This window comes from Parapedobacter sp., from assembly GCF_035556095.1.
In the GTDB taxonomy this organism is placed as follows: domain Bacteria; phylum Bacteroidota; class Bacteroidia; order Sphingobacteriales; family Sphingobacteriaceae; genus Parapedobacter.
The window spans coordinates 52,197-68,619 of sequence record NZ_DATMFT010000007.1 but is presented as its reverse complement, the minus strand read 5'-3'; the positions used below and the strand labels follow the sequence as shown (position 1 = coordinate 68,619).

At 52.0% G+C, this 16,423-nt stretch carries 14 protein-coding genes; 5 read left to right on the top strand and 9 right to left on the bottom strand.

Going from position 1 to position 16,423, the window contains the following annotated elements:
• From VNQ80_RS03965 to VNQ80_RS03945, 5 genes are all read right to left on the bottom strand, one after another.
• Positions 1 to 1,131, bottom strand: a complete 1,131-nt coding sequence (locus VNQ80_RS03965; RefSeq protein WP_325636157.1) for an MFS transporter — start codon at positions 1,129 to 1,131, stop codon at positions 1 to 3.
• 71 nt (positions 1,132 to 1,202) lie between these two features.
• On the bottom strand, positions 1,203 to 2,153 hold the full coding sequence (locus tag VNQ80_RS03960) for a metallophosphatase (protein WP_325636156.1): 951 nt from the start codon (positions 2,151 to 2,153) through the stop codon (positions 1,203 to 1,205).
• Entirely contained in the window at positions 2,128 to 2,895 is a 768-nt protein-coding gene (locus VNQ80_RS03955; RefSeq protein WP_325636155.1) for a 5'-nucleotidase, read from the bottom strand. Before VNQ80_RS03955 ends, VNQ80_RS03960 begins: the two co-directional genes overlap by 26 nt.
• Positions 2,896 to 2,956: 61 nt before the next feature.
• Positions 2,957 to 4,033, bottom strand: coding sequence for an EamA family transporter (locus VNQ80_RS03950; protein WP_325636154.1), 1,077 nt, complete (start codon positions 4,031 to 4,033; stop codon positions 2,957 to 2,959).
• Between the two features lie 22 nt (positions 4,034 to 4,055).
• On the bottom strand, positions 4,056 to 4,526 hold the full coding sequence (locus VNQ80_RS03945) for an Lrp/AsnC family transcriptional regulator (RefSeq protein ID WP_325636153.1): 471 nt from the start codon (positions 4,524 to 4,526) through the stop codon (positions 4,056 to 4,058).
• Positions 4,527 to 4,735: 209 nt separating this feature from the next.
• Between VNQ80_RS03945 and VNQ80_RS03940 the strand changes: the two genes are divergently transcribed.
• Genes VNQ80_RS03940 through VNQ80_RS03925 form a run of 4 tightly spaced genes read left to right on the top strand, consistent with a single transcriptional unit; the run spans position 4,736 to position 10,891 of the window.
• Positions 4,736 to 5,380 (top strand): TetR/AcrR family transcriptional regulator, encoded by a 645-nt coding sequence (locus VNQ80_RS03940; RefSeq protein ID WP_325636152.1) that lies wholly within the window; start codon positions 4,736 to 4,738, stop codon positions 5,378 to 5,380.
• Positions 5,381 to 5,411: 31 nt separating this feature from the next.
• Complete coding sequence (locus VNQ80_RS03935) at positions 5,412 to 6,776, top strand: TolC family protein (RefSeq protein ID WP_325636151.1); 1,365 nt, start codon at positions 5,412 to 5,414, stop codon at positions 6,774 to 6,776.
• Between the two features lie 5 nt (positions 6,777 to 6,781).
• Complete coding sequence (locus tag VNQ80_RS03930) at positions 6,782 to 7,831, top strand: efflux RND transporter periplasmic adaptor subunit (RefSeq protein WP_325636150.1); 1,050 nt, start codon at positions 6,782 to 6,784, stop codon at positions 7,829 to 7,831.
• A 6-nt stretch (positions 7,832 to 7,837) separates the two neighbouring features.
• A complete protein-coding gene (locus VNQ80_RS03925; protein ID WP_325636149.1) occupies positions 7,838 to 10,891 on the top strand; it encodes an efflux RND transporter permease subunit in 3,054 nt (1,017 codons plus the stop codon).
• On the opposite strand, the gene VNQ80_RS03920 is transcribed toward VNQ80_RS03925, so the two are convergent.
• Both VNQ80_RS03920 and VNQ80_RS03915 read right to left on the bottom strand, forming a co-directional pair.
• On the bottom strand, positions 10,888 to 11,070 hold the full coding sequence (locus VNQ80_RS03920; RefSeq protein WP_325636148.1) for a hypothetical protein: 183 nt from the start codon (positions 11,068 to 11,070) through the stop codon (positions 10,888 to 10,890). The genes VNQ80_RS03925 and VNQ80_RS03920 overlap by 4 nt on opposite strands.
• Before the next feature lie 60 nt (positions 11,071 to 11,130).
• Positions 11,131 to 12,306 carry an AI-2E family transporter gene (locus VNQ80_RS03915; protein ID WP_325636147.1) on the bottom strand — a complete coding sequence of 392 codons (1,176 nt, stop codon included), beginning with the start codon at positions 12,304 to 12,306 and terminating at the stop codon, positions 11,131 to 11,133.
• A gap of 260 nt (positions 12,307 to 12,566) precedes the next feature.
• On the opposite strand from VNQ80_RS03915, the gene VNQ80_RS03910 reads away from it, so the two are divergent.
• Positions 12,567 to 13,913 carry a DEAD/DEAH box helicase gene (locus VNQ80_RS03910; RefSeq protein ID WP_414692976.1) on the top strand — a complete coding sequence of 449 codons (1,347 nt, stop codon included), beginning with the start codon at positions 12,567 to 12,569 and terminating at the stop codon, positions 13,911 to 13,913.
• Between the two features lie 12 nt (positions 13,914 to 13,925).
• Here VNQ80_RS03910 and VNQ80_RS03905 read toward each other — a convergent pair whose 3' ends face one another.
• The gene (locus tag VNQ80_RS03905) at positions 13,926 to 14,975 is read right to left on the bottom strand and encodes a PKD domain-containing protein (protein ID WP_325636145.1); all 1,050 of its coding nucleotides are present in this window, start codon (positions 14,973 to 14,975) and stop codon (positions 13,926 to 13,928) included.
• A gap of 56 nt (positions 14,976 to 15,031) precedes the next feature.
• A complete protein-coding gene (locus VNQ80_RS03900) occupies positions 15,032 to 16,420 on the bottom strand; it encodes a discoidin domain-containing protein (RefSeq protein ID WP_325636144.1) in 1,389 nt (462 codons plus the stop codon).
• Positions 16,421 to 16,423 lie beyond the last annotated feature (3 nt).

Sequence of the window (16,423 nt, the reverse complement as noted above, 5' to 3'; positions counted from 1 at the left end):
TTACATTTTTTTCACTACCAAGTAAAATCCGATAGCGATACCGATGAGCACAATGGCTGTGCCCGACCAAAGAACATTGAAGCCGAACTGATCGGCGATCCGGGTGCCTAGAAACGGGGAAAATACATGTGCAGCCGAAAAAGCGAGTGCATTGAGTCCCATGTAGGCACCTTGGTTTTGCCGGGAGGCCCGTTTCACGGCAACAGAAGCCATAAAGGGCATCGCCAATATTTCTGAAATGCTCAATAAGAAAATAGACATATAGAGGACCCAATAACCGGTAGGTATGGGAAGCAAGGCGAAAGACACGGCGGATAACAAGGTGCCTAAGGCGATGCTGGTTGCGTAATTAAGCCGCCGTTCAGCCATGTGCACCAATAGCATTTCGAACACAACAACAACCAGCCCACTGAACCCCAATATTAAGCCCACCTGCCGCTCATCGAGGCCATGGGCTCTTTGGTAAAATAATGGCAATGTATTCAGAAGTTGAAAAAAACAGATGGCGTAGACACAGCATAAGAGGCTGAATACCAAAAATGTCCAATCGCGGTAGGGCGACCGGCTACTTGATTCGGATGCTGTGTGGGCAGCCCCCATCGCTTTGCTGCGCACAGTTCCTTTGCGTTTGTAGAAAAACAGCACAAAAATCACCGCTGCGGCGAACGTACCTATCGCATTGCCATAGAAAATCCAATGGTAGGAGACAGAGGCCAGAAAACCACCCAGTGCCGGGCCCACGGAGAACCCCAGGTTGATGGCCATCCGATTCAGCGAAAATGCACGCGTGATATTTTCTGGGCGAGCGTATCGGGCTACGGAGACAGAATTGGCGGGGCGGAATGATTCGGTAACCACACTGAGGATGTAAATGGCGACAGCCAATGTGCCAACGGAAGTAAATAAGGGCAAGACGAGAAATAACGGTATAGCTGCCAGTAAACTTAATGCCTGAACCCAGAAATTACCGAAGCGATCGGTAAGCCAGCCGCCAAGCCACGATCCCGTGATGGCGCCCAGACCAAAGCATGCCAGTACGACGCCTACTTCGCGTATCGAAAACCCCAAAGCTTGTGTCATGTACAGCCCCAGGAAGGGGAGTACCATGGCCCCTGTACGGTTGACGAGCATGACAAGTGCTAACAACCACGCAGGTCGTGAAAGACCTCGGTACGAATCGATATATAGACGCAAAAATGTTTTCATGCTGAACCTTCCCGCGCCGACACCTCATATGCCTTAGCGGTAACCAGTGCCTTATTGCCTGATTTCCGCTCGAATTCATAGTCCAGCCGCCCCAGGTTAATACCCGCGAAGCCGACCTGGTTGATGACGGTTGCCTCACCTTCTAGGTTGCGTATGGTTTCCGGTTCGGGCATGAACGTATGAGTATGACCACCTATGATGAGGTCGATATAACGGGTTTGAGCAGCCAGTATCCGGTCCGACACCTTGCCGTTGCTATAACGGTAGCCCAGGTGCGAGAGACAGATGACCAGGCTGCAATTGTAATCATTTTTGAGCCGAGCAGCTATTTCATTGGCTATGGCGATGGGATCGAGGTAACGTACGCCCCGGCACAATGTGGGGTCTACCAGCCCCGCCAACTCGATGCCGAGTCCGAATACCCCGATCCGAAGTCCCTGCTTCTTGAAGACAAGGTGGTCGCGTGTTTTGCCATGGAGGATGGTATCGCTGAAGTCGTAATTGGCTGTAAGGAAGGGGAAGTTGGCGTAGGGGATCATGTCGGCAAGACCTTCCAGGCCGTTGTCAAATTCATGGTTGCCGAATGTGCCCGCGTCGTATTTCATTTTACTCATGAGTTCCAATTCGACCTTGCCACCGAAGAGGTTGAAGTAGGGGGTGCCCTGCACCATATCACCCGCATCCAGTAGCAGCACATTGCGTTGCTCGCGGCGGATTTGCTCCACCAGCGTCGCGCGTCGTGCCACCCCGCCCAGGCCTTGGTTGCGTGAGCCATCCATCGGAAAAGGTTCGATCCGGCTGTGCACATCGTTGGTATGTAAGACGGTGAGCGAAATGCGTTCATCATCGGCCCACGCCAATGCCGGCGCGCTTAGGGCAGAAAATGCAGCGAACGTCCCTGCCTGTTTCAGGAAATTACGCCTATTGATTGCTTGTGATTCTTCCATCGAGTTGCGTATTGATATCGTTGCCTGCTTGGGCTTTCTCGCTCACGTAATCAATTAATGCCTCGCGCACTTTTATACCCAGATTGGTGCGGTTTATCGGATCATCGAGGCCGCGCGAATTATCGCCCCCGTTGGCTAGATAATCATAGGTAACCAATTTATAAGTTTGGTTTGGGCCTATGGGTTTTCCGCCGATGCGGATGTTCGTAGCTATGCCATTTTCGATTTCCATACGGATACCCGATACAGGTTGCCCGCCCGTTGCGGCAATGAATTGGGCCAATTGCTGTACCTTTTCGCCGGTAAGTTCGAGTACAACGATTTCGTTTTCAAAGGGCATGAGCTCAAACAGGTTACCGATAGTAATAGGGCCTTGATTCAATTCTATGCGTAGCCCTCCTTTCGTGCCGAAAGCGAATTCGGCGTCGAGTACCTGCTTTCGCGCTTGGGCTAACAGCACGTCGGCAAAGAAATTCCCCAACAAGGTTTCAGGTGCTTCGCTTGGTTTGGTCAAGCTGACGGCTGTTCGGCCAACCACGCGGTTCATCTCCACCTCCAGCAGTTTCTTGTAGGGTGCGTAAAACTGTACGTAATCAGGGTCGTCAACAGTGGTGCTATCTACCTGTAATTGGGTGTAAACGGCTTGTCCGCGCGGTACAAAATGCCGACTGCAAGACGCACCCCCAAGCCATACGGCGACTGCCAGCAGCAGGAGGGAATTTCGGGTTGTAAGACGCTTCATGTTGTGACAGTGCCTCATTAATGCCGTATCAATGGACGTGATAAAGGTAGGTATTCTGGCGCTAAAGTTCGTCTTTCGTCTTATCTTTCGGTCTTTCTTCGAACGGAGCCGGAATGGAAGCGCGGATTGTCGCCCGTGTACGTGCTTTTTCACGAAGGCGAGCAAATCGTTTTTTACGTTTTTTGAATAGCGAAGAGAGGTTGTACGCATCCCAGTTGATCAATAAAACACTTGCCAAAATAACCGTGAGTGCAACGATTTGAGAGTCGGTAACCGCCTCATGCGCAAACCATGCACCGAGTAATACGGCGACAATGGGATTTACATACGTATGGGTGCTCACTTCGGTGGCCGGCCTTACCTGAAGGAGCCAGATGTAAGCGCTATAGGCAACGATTGATCCCATAAAAATCAGGTAAACGATTGCCCACCAAGCCGAAGCCGGTACGTTTGCCGGTTGGAAGTTAGCGACCTCACCCCGCACTGCTGCGGCAATGGTGAACGCGAAGCCGGCAATCAGCATCTGCCACGCTGTACTCACCATGCTATTGCGTTTTTTGCCGGCGCTGGGGTTACCAAAGTACTTTGAATACAGCGACCCGATGGTCCACGACAACGCACCGATCAGTAGTAAGGTCATACCCATGATGTTAGCCTGCCGTTCTGAAGCATCGAAGGCCTGTGCAATACGGTCGCCAAATAACATGACCACACCGAAGAAACCCATGAAAAGGCCCACTACAATGGGTAGGTTGCGGAAGTTGGTTTTCCAGTTGGGTTTATCAAGCACGACGAACCAAATAGCGGCAGAAGCAGACATGATAGCTACAAGTCCACTTGGCATGAACTGTTCGACCCAAATGATGATGCCATTGTCGACAAAGAGCAACAGCAACCCCATCAACCCCGCATGCAGGATGGTCGACTTATCCAGTATCCGGTATCCCTTGAAAGCGCACCATCCCAATAGGAGCAGCCCCGCCGTGCTGAACCGGACGGCACCCAAAAGGAACGGTTCGAAACCAGCTAACGCCTTATGGATAAAAAAGAATGTCGATCCCCACACGATATAGATCATCGCAAACGCCACGAAAATCGTTGCCCGGGGATGTGAATCTTTTGTAAAACCTGTTGTCATATTCACTATCAACTATCAATTATCAATTACCCTCAGGGATCACCAGTTGTTGTTCTTCCTTCACGGTTTCCAACACAATGGTGGTGCGGGTGGAGATGATGCTCGGTATTTTGGCAAACGACTCCCGCATAAGCGTCACCAAACCGGCTGAATCGGCTGTACGTACCTTTACGAGGTAGCCATCGTCACCGGCGATGTCGTGCACTTCCTGTACCTCGGGGATAGCTGCCAGTGCCTGGCCCGTTGCTGCGCATCCAATCCCGTCTGCTGCGCGGATGAAAATGAACGAAAGCAGGGTCTGGTCCAGCGCTACCGGATTGATCTTCGTCCGGTATTGTAGAATGACTTCTTTCTGCTCCAACTTCTTCACCCGTTCGAGAATGGCGGACGGTGCCATGCCCAGCTCGCGGGCAATGTCTGCGTTGCTGATGCGGGCATTTTCCTGCATCAACCCTAAGATCGCGTAGTCGGTTTGATCCAAATTATATTCCATTCCGTTAATTATTTTGCAAAAATACTAAATGTTCGAATGATATTCAAATTAATGGTATTTATAACGAATGATATTCTTTATAGGCAAATAGATTCTGTCTATCGCTGATCTGGAAAACTTAACTCATAGCTCCTCTGCTTAATGCGGGGTAAAAAATAATTGCATTTATTAACACTGTTAAGTAAATTTGCCTCGTTAATTAAAATACGATGGGTATCAAAGAACGAAAAGAACGGCACCGGGAGGATCTGAAGGCAAAAATTCTTGAAGCGGCGAAGAAGCTTTTTGTAACCGAGGGGTATGAGGCGACTTCCATCCGGAAGATAGCTGCGGAGATCGAGTTCAGCCCGACAACAATTTATTTGTACTACAAAGACAAAACCGATATCGCTTATGCGCTCCATCAGGAAGGGTTTGGCTTGTTGCGTGAGCGGTTTTCGGCGTTGGCTTACGTAGATGACCCTTTTGAACGACTAAAAGCAATGGGGAGGGGATATATCCAGTTTGCGATAGACCATCCCGATTTCTATGAGTTGATGTTTATTATGAAGGAACCCATGCAGTATTTGCAGGCCCATCATCCCGAAGAAGAATGGCCTGAGGGTGAGCGGGTGTTTGATGGATTGATTCAAACGGTAGAAGGGTGTAAGGCGCATGGCTACTTTGGTAGCATGAATACGGAGGAAATGGCTATGCTTTCTTGGAGCGTTGTGCATGGCTTGTGTTCGTTGCATATTACCAGCCATTTTAAACACATCGCAGAAAAATGTAGTGATGTGGTAATTGTTAAACAGGATACCTTGTTGGAAAACACTTTCCAGGCGTACCTGCGATTGCTGGAACGATTCAAGTAAATTTTTTGCACTTAAGTAAACACTGTTAATAATGAGAACAGTATTAATAGTTACGTTCTTGGCGGTCTTCACGAATGCTTCGGCACAGGAATCCCTACAGGCGTACATAGACACCGGATTGCGAAGCAATTTGCTGCTGCAGCAGCGGCACGTCGCTTTTAATAAGGCCGTTAGCGCATTGAAATCGGCGAAGAGTCTTTACCTGCCATCGGTGGATCTGCAAGCGGGCTACCAAACAGCCGATGGAGGACGCAACATTCCGCTGCCGATAGGTGACCTGCTTAATCCGGTCTACACTACCTTGAACCAACTGACCCAATCCAATCAATTTCCTACAATCGAAAACGAGACGATCAATTTCCTGCCCCGTAATTATTACGATGCGCATATCCGCACCACCCTGCCATTGGTTAACACCGATATCGGCCACAACCGGCGGATTCACGAATACCAGGTACGGTTAAGCGAATTGGATGTCGACACGTATAAGCGCGAATTGGTTAAAACGATCAAAGTAGCGTATTTCGGATATCTCAGTTCGGTGCAATCCGCCGCCGTTTATCGGTCGGCGTTGGAGTTGGCCGAAGAAAGCAGGCGCGCAAATGAACGGTTGGTCGAGAACGGCAAAGGGCTGCCGGCTTACGTGTTGCGTTCCGAAAGTGAGGTAGCTGCTGCACACGCCGCGCTCACCGATGCAGAACAACGGGTGAAGAATGCTAAATATTACTTTAACAGTTTACTGAACCGCGACGCGGAGGCTGGCATCGATACGGTGTTCGACCCTGCAAGCGCCTTGTTGGAGGCGGCCAACTTATTGCGTGGAGCGGCCCAACACGTTGCCGGACGCGAAGAACTCCAGGCGCTGGCCACGGCAGTAAGCATCCGCGAAACAGCATTGAAAATGGACAAGCAATATGCGGTGCCGACATTGAATGCGTTCCTCGATTTGGGTTCGCAATCCGAAGGGTTTCGTTTCAACGACCAAACCCGTTACTACATGGCCGGTTTGCAATTAACGTTCCCGATATTTAACGGCAACCGGAATCGATATAAGGTACAGCAGTCGCAGCTCGATCTGCAGCATGTCCAGTTGCAGCTGGCGGAGGCCAACCAGCAGTTGCGGCTTTCCCACTCCGTCGCGCTCAATGGTTTACGGTCGGCTTGGGAAAATTACGAGGCAGCGAAGCGCCAACTTGCCGCTGCGCAGGCCTACCAGCGGCTCATTGCAAAAGGCTACCAAGCCGGTGTCAACAGCTATATTGAGACGGTCGATGCCCGTAACCTATATACGTCCGCCCGTTTGGCATTATCGGTCAGTACCTATCAAGTGCTTTCGGCCGTGGCAACGGTTGAGCGCGAACAAGCGAGCTATCCACTTATCACAACGAATAACTAACGTTTATGCAAACATACAGCTATTATTCCCTTGGAGTTGCCCTACTGGTAGCCATGGGAGCCTGCAGCTCCGGCAGCCGGGATACCGAGCTGCCTGGTGGCGACACCATCATTCCCGTCCGGGTACAGCCACTGACAGCGACTGACACCGCTGGTGCAGTGGTGGCTACCGGCACATTCACCACCGACGACGAAACCGCACTGTCATTCCGTAACGGCGGCATTATCCAACAGTTACGGGTTCGGGAAGGCGAATCGTTCCGGAAAGGCCAGCTGCTGGCCGCAGTGGAGGCAACGGAAATCAATACTGCTCTGCAACAGGCCAAGCTCGGACTGGAAAAGTCGGAACGCGATTACCGCCGTGCGCAGCAGTTGTATGCCGACAGCGTGGCCACGCTCGAACAGCTAGAGAATGCAAAAACAGCATTCGATGCTGCCCGGCAGGACGTGGAGCGGGTATCCTATCAGATTAACCACACGGCAATCACGGCACCGTTTGACGGGTATGTGTTGCAACGGCCCGCCAATATCGGCCAGGTTGTAGGCCCCGGTACGCCGGTGCTGGTAGTAGCTAGCAGGGGTAAGGGCGGCTGGCTACTCAACGTCGGGGTTAGCGACCGGCAGTGGTCGGCGATACGCGTGGGCGATGCGGCCACAGTAACCACCGATGCCCTGCCGGGAAAAGATCTCCGGGCCGAGGTGGCACGCAAATCTGAGGGAGTAGACCCCCTGTCGGGCATGTTCAACATATACCTGAAATTGGCGGATGCACCGGTATCCTCGCTTGCTTCGGGCCTTTTTGGACGGGCTACCATTCACCTTGCGAAGGCATCCGGCGTTTGGTTCATCCCGTACGAGGCGCTGATGGATGGCGATGGGGGTAAAGCTTATGTTTTCGTAACATATGACGGCCAGACAGCACGGCGCGTAGCGGTAAAGGTGTCGGATATCCAGCAGGATCGTGCCGTGGTAACGGCCGGGCTGGAAGACGGCGGTTCGCTCATTGTGTCCGGTAGTCCGTACCTGCGCGACGGTTCTCCGATCATCATTAAATAGACAACCATGGGTCTGATTAAGTATCCGATTAAGAACTACCAGTTTACGTTTATCGTTGTCTTGATGGTGGTGGCCATCGGCGTAAGCAGCATCCTTACCATGCCCCGGGCAGAAGACCCCGAGATGCGGCCACCTAACTTCCCGGTGGTGGTGGTATACCCCGGTACCAACCCCAAGGACATGGAGCAACTGGTGGTGAAACCCATCGAAAGCCGGCTCTATGATCTCGACAACATCAAGCGTATCCGCACTACTGTGGTTAATGGCTTGGCGGTGCTGTTTGTTGAGTACGAACACGGCATAGATTACGATAATAAATACCAGGAGCTTATCCGGGAGGTGAGTGCTTTGCGCCCCCAACTGCCGGATCAGCTCTATAGCATCGACGTGCAGCAGATCGACCCCACTGGCGTGAACGTGTTACAGGTCGCTTTGATTTCCGAAAATGCCTCACGGAGCTTGATGAAAGCCGTTTCAGATGATTTGAAAGACGAGTTGGAAAAGGTAAAAGCACTCAAAGCTGTTGCCGTCAGCGGACTCACAGACCAATTGATCCGCGTGGATGTGGAGCCCACAAAGTTGGCCCAGTTGGGCATACCGCTAAATCAGGTGATGCAGGCCATCCAAAGCGAAGGCGCTAATATTCCGGGGGGTAGTGTATTGGCTGGCGGGAAGGTTTTTAGCATCAGGACAAGCGGAAACTACCAAAGTATCGATCACATTAAGCAGACCATCGTTTCCAGTGCGGAGGGCAAGAACATCCTGCTGGGCGATATTGCCGATATATACGCAGATTTTGCACCCGAAACGCACATCACCCGCCTCAATGGTTACCGTGCTGTGTTCGTCAATGCCGCGCAGAAGGCCGGCGAGAACATCAGCCGTACGCAAGAGGCTTACCTTGAGGTACTGGATCGGTTTGAACAGCGGTTGCCGGCCAACGTGGATATGGTATTGCATTTTGACCAAGGTGAAAATGTCAACAAACGGCTTAGCGGATTGGGCATCGATTTCCTCATTGCCGTTACGTTGGTGCTTCTTACGTTGTTGCCATTGGGTACGCGGGCTTCGCTGGTGGTCATGATCGCTGTTCCGCTTTCGCTGGCCATGGGGGTTATCGTGCTGAATGTGTTGGGCTATTCGTTAAACCAGCTGAGCATCGTCGGGTTCGTGGTGGCGCTTGGGCTGGTGGTAGACGATAGTATCGTAGTGGTCGAGAATATCGAACGGTGGATGCGGGAGGGCGTATCCCGCATCGATGCCGCTGTAAAAGGTACCCACCAGATTGCGTTGGCGGTAGTGGGTTGTACCGCGACCCTCGCGATTGCCTTCATGCCGCTCATGTTTATGCCCGAAGCGGCCGGTGATTTCATCCGCAGCCTTCCCATGGCGGTCATCGGGTCCGTAATCGCATCCATGCTGGTGGCCCTGCTGGTGGTGCCGCTTCTCTCCAGCCGTTTGTTAAAACCCCATGCACATCCCGAGGGCAACGCCGTATTGCGGTGGCTCCAGCGTGCTATCCATAGCACCTATTCGGTACTGCTCGACAAGGCATTGAAGCGGCCTTGGCAAACGGTAGTGATTGCCGTTGTGATTTTTGCCGGCGCGCTAGCGTTGATTCCAGTTGTTGGATTTAGCCTGTTCCCCCCTTCCGAAAAGCCACAGTTCCTTATCCGGATCAATGCGCCGTTGCAGGCCCATATTTACGTAACGGATAGCATCACGCGGCAGTTGGAGAAAGAACTTGCCGAATTGCCAGAAGTACAATATTTCGCTTCCAATGTAGGCAAAGGCAATCCGCGCATTTATTACAACGTGGAGCAAGCCAATGAGCGGGCCGATTTCGCCGAGATATTTGTGCAACTGCGACCCGACACGTCGCCAAGGGAAAAAGAGGCGCTCATCGAGCGACTCCGCCAACGCTGGACGCCGTACCTGGGGGCTAAGGTGGAAGTAAAGAATTTCGAGCAGGGCGTTCCGGTGATTTCACCGGTGGAAGTACGGCTCTTTGGCGACAACCTCGATACCCTGAAGCGGCTGGCCGGCCGGGTGGAGACGTTATTGCAGGGCACCCCCGGTGCTTTGTATGTAAACAATCCGGTCCGCAACGACAAGACCGACATCCAGGTGAGTATCCACCGGGATAAGGCCTTGGCACTCGGTGTGCCCAGTGCCAACGTAGACCGTACGGTACGGATGGTATTGGCCGGTGTTGACGTAACGACCTATACCGACCCTAAGGCTGACGATGACGATTACCTCGTTCGTCTCAGCGTACCCCGGAGTGCTTATCCAGACCTATCCGTCTTTGACCAAATCGCTGTGGACAATGTCCAAGGGAAGGGAATACCCTTCAGCCAATTGGCTACACTCGAATTGGTGCCGTCGCCCCCGGCCATCTACCACATCAACCGGCAGCGTACGGTATCCGTAAACAGCTTTGTTGCTGCCGGGTATACCAATGATGAGGTCATCAAGGACGTCGTCCGGCAGATGGACGAATTGGCATTGCCCGTGGGGTATCATTATGAGATGGGCGGCGAGGTAGAGAGCCGTGAGCAGTCATTCGGCGGATTCGGCACGGTGATCCTGATTACGGTTTTTATGTTCATCGCCGTATTGGTGTTGGAGTTCAAGACGCTGAAAAGCACGATTATCGTCTTGTCTGTCATTCCGTTGGGTATCGTGGGTGCTGTGCTGGCGTTGTTGGTTACCGGCAATACGCTGTCTTTCGTGGCGACGGTCGGATTAGTTGCCCTCGCCGGTATTGAGGTGAAAAACACCATCCTACTGGTCGATTTCACGAACCAATTGCGACGGGAAGGTGTGCCGCTCAACGATGCCATCGAAAAGGCTGGTGAGATGCGATTCCTGCCCATCATCCTCACGTCGCTTACGGCCATTGGCGGACTGTTGCCCATCGCATGGTCGAGTAACCCGTTGATTTCGCCATTGGCTATCGTGATGATTGGTGGGCTGATCAGTTCGACGCTGTTATCGCGTGTGGTTACGCCGGTGGTGTATAAGCTGATGCCGCCAGCTATAACAAGCAGGGATTAGCTGTCGTTACTTTGCCCGTTGTCGATTTTAGTTTTCCCGGTACGTACACCGCCCGCATTGGGTATCCCTTGGTGGCGTTTCATTGTGCGAGTGTCTTTGAATGCCTTATCGGATGTGGGATGTCCCATTTCCCGATTGTGGCTTTGATCGGGTAATTCGCTGATCGTCTTTTTCTTCATAATGCCTCCTTGTGTTATAGGAATAACAGCAGAAAGGGAGCATTGTTTCTGGCGTTTTTATTAGCTGTCTTCGGGTGGCCCCTCTTTTCCCGTTTCTTCCTTCTTATCCCTTGCATCCAAGATATCCCGCAACTTCCACCGCTTGAGCATTATTTTAGTAGAATACCGCTTGAGGTGGTATTTTTCCGGTTCGCCGATTAAGAAACCGAAGGCGTTCATCGAGGGTACCGCATCGAAGATAACCTTGATGGTAGCCGTTAATGGAAGTGCGAGGATCAAACCTGCCAAGCCAAACAGCATGCCGCCCAATAGGATGGAAATAATGGCCATCAACGGATTGATACTTACCTTACTGCCCACGATGTTGGGTGTGATGAGGTTGCCCTCGAGGAATTGCACCACCTGGAACCAGACGATAACCCCCACTGCATACCACGCAGTATCCTTGGTGGCCAGTGCAAAAATCGCCGGAAGGATGGAGCCGATGGCGATGCCGATATAAGGTAGCAACATCAACAGCGAGGCCAGCGTGCCAAAAAACCACGCATATTGGATGCCCAATATCCATAGGCCCACCGTGTTGAGTACTGCTACAATGCCCATTACGGTAACGAGTCCGAGCAGGTAACTCTGTACCACTTGGTAAATCTTGTTGAGTGTATTATGTACCGTTTCTTGTGGAGTGGATTTGAATACACGGAAGAAAAACTCGCGGAAGAATACTCGGTAATATAGTAGGAAGAAAGAAAACAAGGGCACGAGTACCGCTCCAGCCAGTATATTCCCAAGCGACCCAAATGCGGCCGTGACATACGACGCAGCGTTGGACAGGATCTGATTGGCCTGCCCCCGGAGTCGTTCAACAACTTCCGTGGGTTCTAATCCGAAGCGTTCCTGCAACCACCGCTGTATGGTGTCGAATATCGATAGGAATTTTTGTTGGATTTCGGCGCCATCCCGGCCGATAACAATCACTTGGTGGATGATGAACCAAACCAATCCGGAAAGTACGGCAATGGCTAAAATAACCGCTAACAGCGCGGAAAGGGCTTTGCCAAGCCGCAACCGCTCGAATGTGCCTGCCACGGGATATAGCGAAATCGCGATGAGGATGGAGAACATAAGTGGTAGCAGCACACCTTGCAGTACATACAGCAATGCGATGATAAGTGCCAATGAGATTAAACTGGCGGCCAATTCCACCGAATAAGGCCGTTTAGAAGGATTTTCTTGCATATAATTGATATAAATTCCTGCGTTGTACGCCTCTCCCAAAGATAATGAAATAATTGTGATAATATTACCCTTGGTGATTGCTGACAATGGAACAATTATATGCGGATAATGTTTTCATAGGCTATTTCATTGTTGATTACGGGATTAGCAAATAATAGCGGAGAATTTTGTACTTTTGCATCATCATAGCGATTAACAAGCATACTTTGACATTTAGCGATTTTAATTTCGACAGCACCCTTTTTGAAGGTTTGAATAGCATGGGCTTCAAAACGCCCACACCGATACAGGCTGAAACCATCCCGATTATTCAAAATAAACAAGATTTGATTGCCTGTGCCCAAACGGGGACCGGGAAAACCGCATCCTACCTTTTACCGGTAATGGACGCGATTTGCCGGATGGAACAGCGGCCGGCGGTCAGTGCGCTTATACTGGCCCCCACCCGCGAGCTGGCTATGCAGATCGACCAACAGGTGGAAGGGCTGGCATATTTCACGGGCATTACCTCCATCGCCATCTACGGGGGCGGAGACGGCATCGGCTACGAGCAGCAGCGCCGTGCGTTGCGCGAAGGTGTTGATATTATTGTTGCCACACCGGGTAGGCTAATTGCGCACATCAGTTCGGGCAAGGTCAGATTGGACGAAATTAAATTCCTTGTGCTTGATGAGGCCGACCGGATGCTTGATATGGGTTTCAAAGACGATATCAACCGCATTGTTCGCGAATTGCCGACGGAGCGGCAGACTATGCTGTTTTCTGCCACCATGCCGCCCAAAATACGGGCATTTGCCAAGAACCTGCTGAAACATCCCGAACAAGTTAATATTGCGCTGTCTAAACCTGCTGAAGGAATCGTTCAGCAGCAGTACCGTGTGGCCGACAACCAAAAGACACCGTTATTGAAGCAGATACTCAAGAGTGGTGATTTCAAGAGCATCATCGTATTTTCGTCGACCAAGGAGAAGGTAAAGAGTTTAGGCCGAGACTTGGCCAAGATGGGTTTGGCCGTGCAGCCGTTCCATTCCGACCTATCCCAGGAAGAACGAGAAAAGATACTCTTACGTTTCAAGAATAAGCAGCTGCCTATATTAGTAGGTACCGATGTGCTTTCCCGGGGAATCGATGTAGTGGGGATCGATTTGGTGGTGAATTACGACGTGCCACCCGACCCCGAAGATTACATCCACCGTATTGGCCGTACGGCGCGGGCCGAGACCACCGGTACCGCCATCACTTTTGTAAACAGCCGCGATAGCAGGCGTTTTGCGGCAATTGAGCAGTTGATGGAACGGGAAGTAGACAAGGCACAACTGCCCGATGGTATCGAGGCAGCGGTGCAGGCACCCGAGCGTGACGACCGGCGGCGTGGAGATCGGAACCGATCCCAGTCAAGGAATAAGCGTAAAGGAGGGAAACCGGGTAACCAACACGGTTCGCAAGTAAAAAAAGCCGAAGGAACTCCGGTGGCTGCCGGATCGGAAGCTACGCGCGATGCAACGCCTAAGAAGAAGCGTCCTTTCAAAAGGCGGAATAAGAACCGGAAGCCGAACGCTTCGGAAGGTGCAGAGACACCATCTGCGCCGTCGACCCCGGCCTCTTAGTTGATCACACCATTATCCCTGCGGCAGCGCCAGTACCCGCCATTCGCCCAATTGGAATAGACCTGCTCCATTCAACGTGGTCACCGTTGCCCGGTAAAACCGATAGGCGGTTTTGTTTTCGAAAATAAACGTCCGGGTTTGGAAGCGTTCGTCAAACACCTCATCGGTCCGCTCGTCCAACATCGTCCAATTTTCGCCGTCCATCGATCCCTCCAATCGCCAGTTTTTCGGGTCACGCTCGGGTGCATCATTACCCGAGGTAAAGGTATAAGCACCGAGGATAACGGGTTCGAAATACTCCAGCTCGAACCATATGAAGTTTGAGAAATTGAACTGGAGGAACTTCGTTCGGGTATCGTTGTCAATCAGTTTCAGCGACCCCTCGCCGGCAAACTGGCCACCATCATTATCGCGTGATACGCGGAATATGTTCCTCACGGTGGTGAGATCGCGCACCACGCCAAGGTCGGTGAGTCGACGGTTGATTTCCGCATACGATCCATTCGGGGTTTTCACGCGCAGCGTGTAATCCTCGAATTGCCCTTGATCTACCGAGATACTGATCGTACCGTCGTTGGTTATGAACTCCCCACCGGTGCCCACGCCTTTGTACCAAAAGACACTGTCAATTGCGATATCCGAGGCTACGGAGAGCCTAAGGCTGCCATCAGGTTGTGGCGCTGTAGCGACCTCCACGAGGCTATCGGGGTTGATATTGATCATAGTTTCGCTCTCAGCCCAGAACCCTTGGCTGTTTTCTGTTCGCAGCGTCACCCGGAAGTTGCCGGTACGCAGGAAGGTGTGCGCAGGCGAGTCATCTAACGACACACTGTCGTCGCCAAATTCCCAGCGCACCAGCGAGAAGTTGCTGCCCTTGTTGGTAAACGAATAGGAGAACGGGTCGTCGGGGTCGATCTGTTCGAATTCAAACATCGCCTGAGGTTTCGGCTCATCCGGCTCGGGTATGGGAGCGGGTTCTTCCTTGCAGGCGAAGAAGAGTACAATCAATAGTGCCCACGGGCCGCGGGCCGTTATCCATTTCATGATGTTTATCGTTCTCATTATCATGATTTTACTTGCTTTTATTGCCTAATCTTTATGTTCGTCAATTGTTTTTTCTAGGGGATCCGGATGAGACGCCATTCTGCCAATTGCCAGAGCCCGTCGCCCCGGTTCTCGTCAAAGTAAATCCGGTAATGGGTATAGCTGTTTGTGTTGTTGAACTCAAACCGACGCGTTTGGAAACGTTGCGGGAATTCCTCTTCCGTGCGTTTGTCTAGCTCCACCCAATCCGTACCGTTGTTGGAAGCCAGTATGCGCCAGCTCTTGGGGTCGCGACCTTGGGCGTCGTTTGCGGATGTGAGCGTATAGGCGCCGATCTTGGTCGCGTCTTCAAACACGAGCTGCGCCCAGAGATCACCGCGGAAGTCGCGGACCAGGAATTTGGTGTTGACGTTGTTATCAACCAGTTTCGGCGAGCCTTCGCCATGTCCCGGACCGTCGGGATGATCGCGGTTTACGCTGTACGTGGTACCTTGGTTGGTCACGTCTACCTCCAATACATGCTGCGGATGAATAAGCACGATGACCGATTTTTTCTCTTCATCCAGCACGTGGATGGATGGGTCATCGAGGGTCACGGCCACGGCCAGTAGTTCATCGGGGTGCTGTTCTACAACAGACCACTGTACGAAGAGATCCAATGGCGCCGAACTGGTATTGGACGCGATGCGTTTTACGGTATCCATGGTCACTTGTTCGATGGTCAACGCTACCGTATTTTCCGGTAAGACCCCAGCTTCGATGAGCGTCGCAATCGTATCGGTATTAACTCGGGCACGCACCGTGAACGGTTTGCCCGGGACGCCGGCCAGCGAAATGCCCAAGGGCACATTCATTCCGCCGGATTGCGACTGGTAGTTCTGCCGGTTGCGCGCTTCGAGTATGCCGCCCCCGCCATTGGTGATAGACAGGTAGCGGATTTCGCTAGGTTGCAGAATATCGGCGGTATTCAATACCACTACGGCTGAGGATGACTCGGCAGTTATCGTGTTGCCTTTGCCGGGGTTGGCCAATCGGTAGGCGAACGCCACGCGTTTCCCGTAATTGCGTTCCAGGAAGCCAAGGTTGATGGAAATTTCAAAGGCACTACTTCGGGCGCCGAACGAGAAGGTGGCGGCTGTTGGAATAGCTACCTGGTTCCTCGGTATGGCCACCACGTCATCCAGTTCGCCGCTACCGATCAACTGGTCGACGGTGTCGGGATTGAGCTGCAATTCAACCTGGAAGGCTTTCGATGCAGGTTGCGCCAAGGTGACGGCTAGCGGTACGACGATGAGCTCACCTTCTTTGCGAACCTCACCCATGTCGGCATCTGGCGAAACCGTGGTTGGGTTGTTGTGATCTAAATCGAATGTTTCCAGTGCTGGTTGCTCGCACGCTGCCACCAACAAGCCGGTGGCCAAGAGTGCTACGTAAACCAGGGATTTTATGTTTGACCTAATCATATG

Excerpts from the sequence above, each read along its gene's own strand:
- VNQ80_RS03945 (WP_325636153.1), bottom strand. The coding sequence starts at position 4,526 with ATGGAATATAATTTGGATCAAACCGACTACGCGATCTTAGGGTTGATG.
- VNQ80_RS03960 (WP_325636156.1), bottom strand. The coding sequence starts at position 2,153 with ATGGAAGAATCACAAGCAATCAATAGGCGTAATTTCCTGAAACAGGCA.
- VNQ80_RS03925 (WP_325636149.1), top strand. The coding sequence starts at position 7,838 with ATGGGTCTGATTAAGTATCCGATTAAGAACTACCAGTTTACGTTTATC.
- VNQ80_RS03915 (WP_325636147.1), bottom strand. The coding sequence starts at position 12,306 with ATGCAAGAAAATCCTTCTAAACGGCCTTATTCGGTGGAATTGGCCGCC.
- VNQ80_RS03965 (WP_325636157.1), bottom strand. The coding sequence starts at position 1,131 with ATGCTCGTCAACCGTACAGGGGCCATGGTACTCCCCTTCCTGGGGCTG.
- VNQ80_RS03920 (WP_325636148.1), bottom strand. The coding sequence starts at position 11,070 with ATGAAGAAAAAGACGATCAGCGAATTACCCGATCAAAGCCACAATCGG.
- VNQ80_RS03910 (WP_414692976.1), top strand. The coding sequence starts at position 12,567 with ATGGGCTTCAAAACGCCCACACCGATACAGGCTGAAACCATCCCGATT.
- VNQ80_RS03905 (WP_325636145.1), bottom strand. The coding sequence starts at position 14,975 with ATGAGAACGATAAACATCATGAAATGGATAACGGCCCGCGGCCCGTGG.
- VNQ80_RS03930 (WP_325636150.1), top strand. The coding sequence starts at position 6,782 with ATGCAAACATACAGCTATTATTCCCTTGGAGTTGCCCTACTGGTAGCC.
- VNQ80_RS03955 (WP_325636155.1), bottom strand. The coding sequence starts at position 2,895 with ATGAAGCGTCTTACAACCCGAAATTCCCTCCTGCTGCTGGCAGTCGCC.
- VNQ80_RS03940 (WP_325636152.1), top strand. The coding sequence starts at position 4,736 with ATGGGTATCAAAGAACGAAAAGAACGGCACCGGGAGGATCTGAAGGCA.
- VNQ80_RS03950 (WP_325636154.1), bottom strand. The coding sequence starts at position 4,033 with ATGACAACAGGTTTTACAAAAGATTCACATCCCCGGGCAACGATTTTC.
- VNQ80_RS03935 (WP_325636151.1), top strand. The coding sequence starts at position 5,412 with ATGAGAACAGTATTAATAGTTACGTTCTTGGCGGTCTTCACGAATGCT.
- VNQ80_RS03900 (WP_325636144.1), bottom strand. The coding sequence starts at position 16,420 with ATGATTAGGTCAAACATAAAATCCCTGGTTTACGTAGCACTCTTGGCC.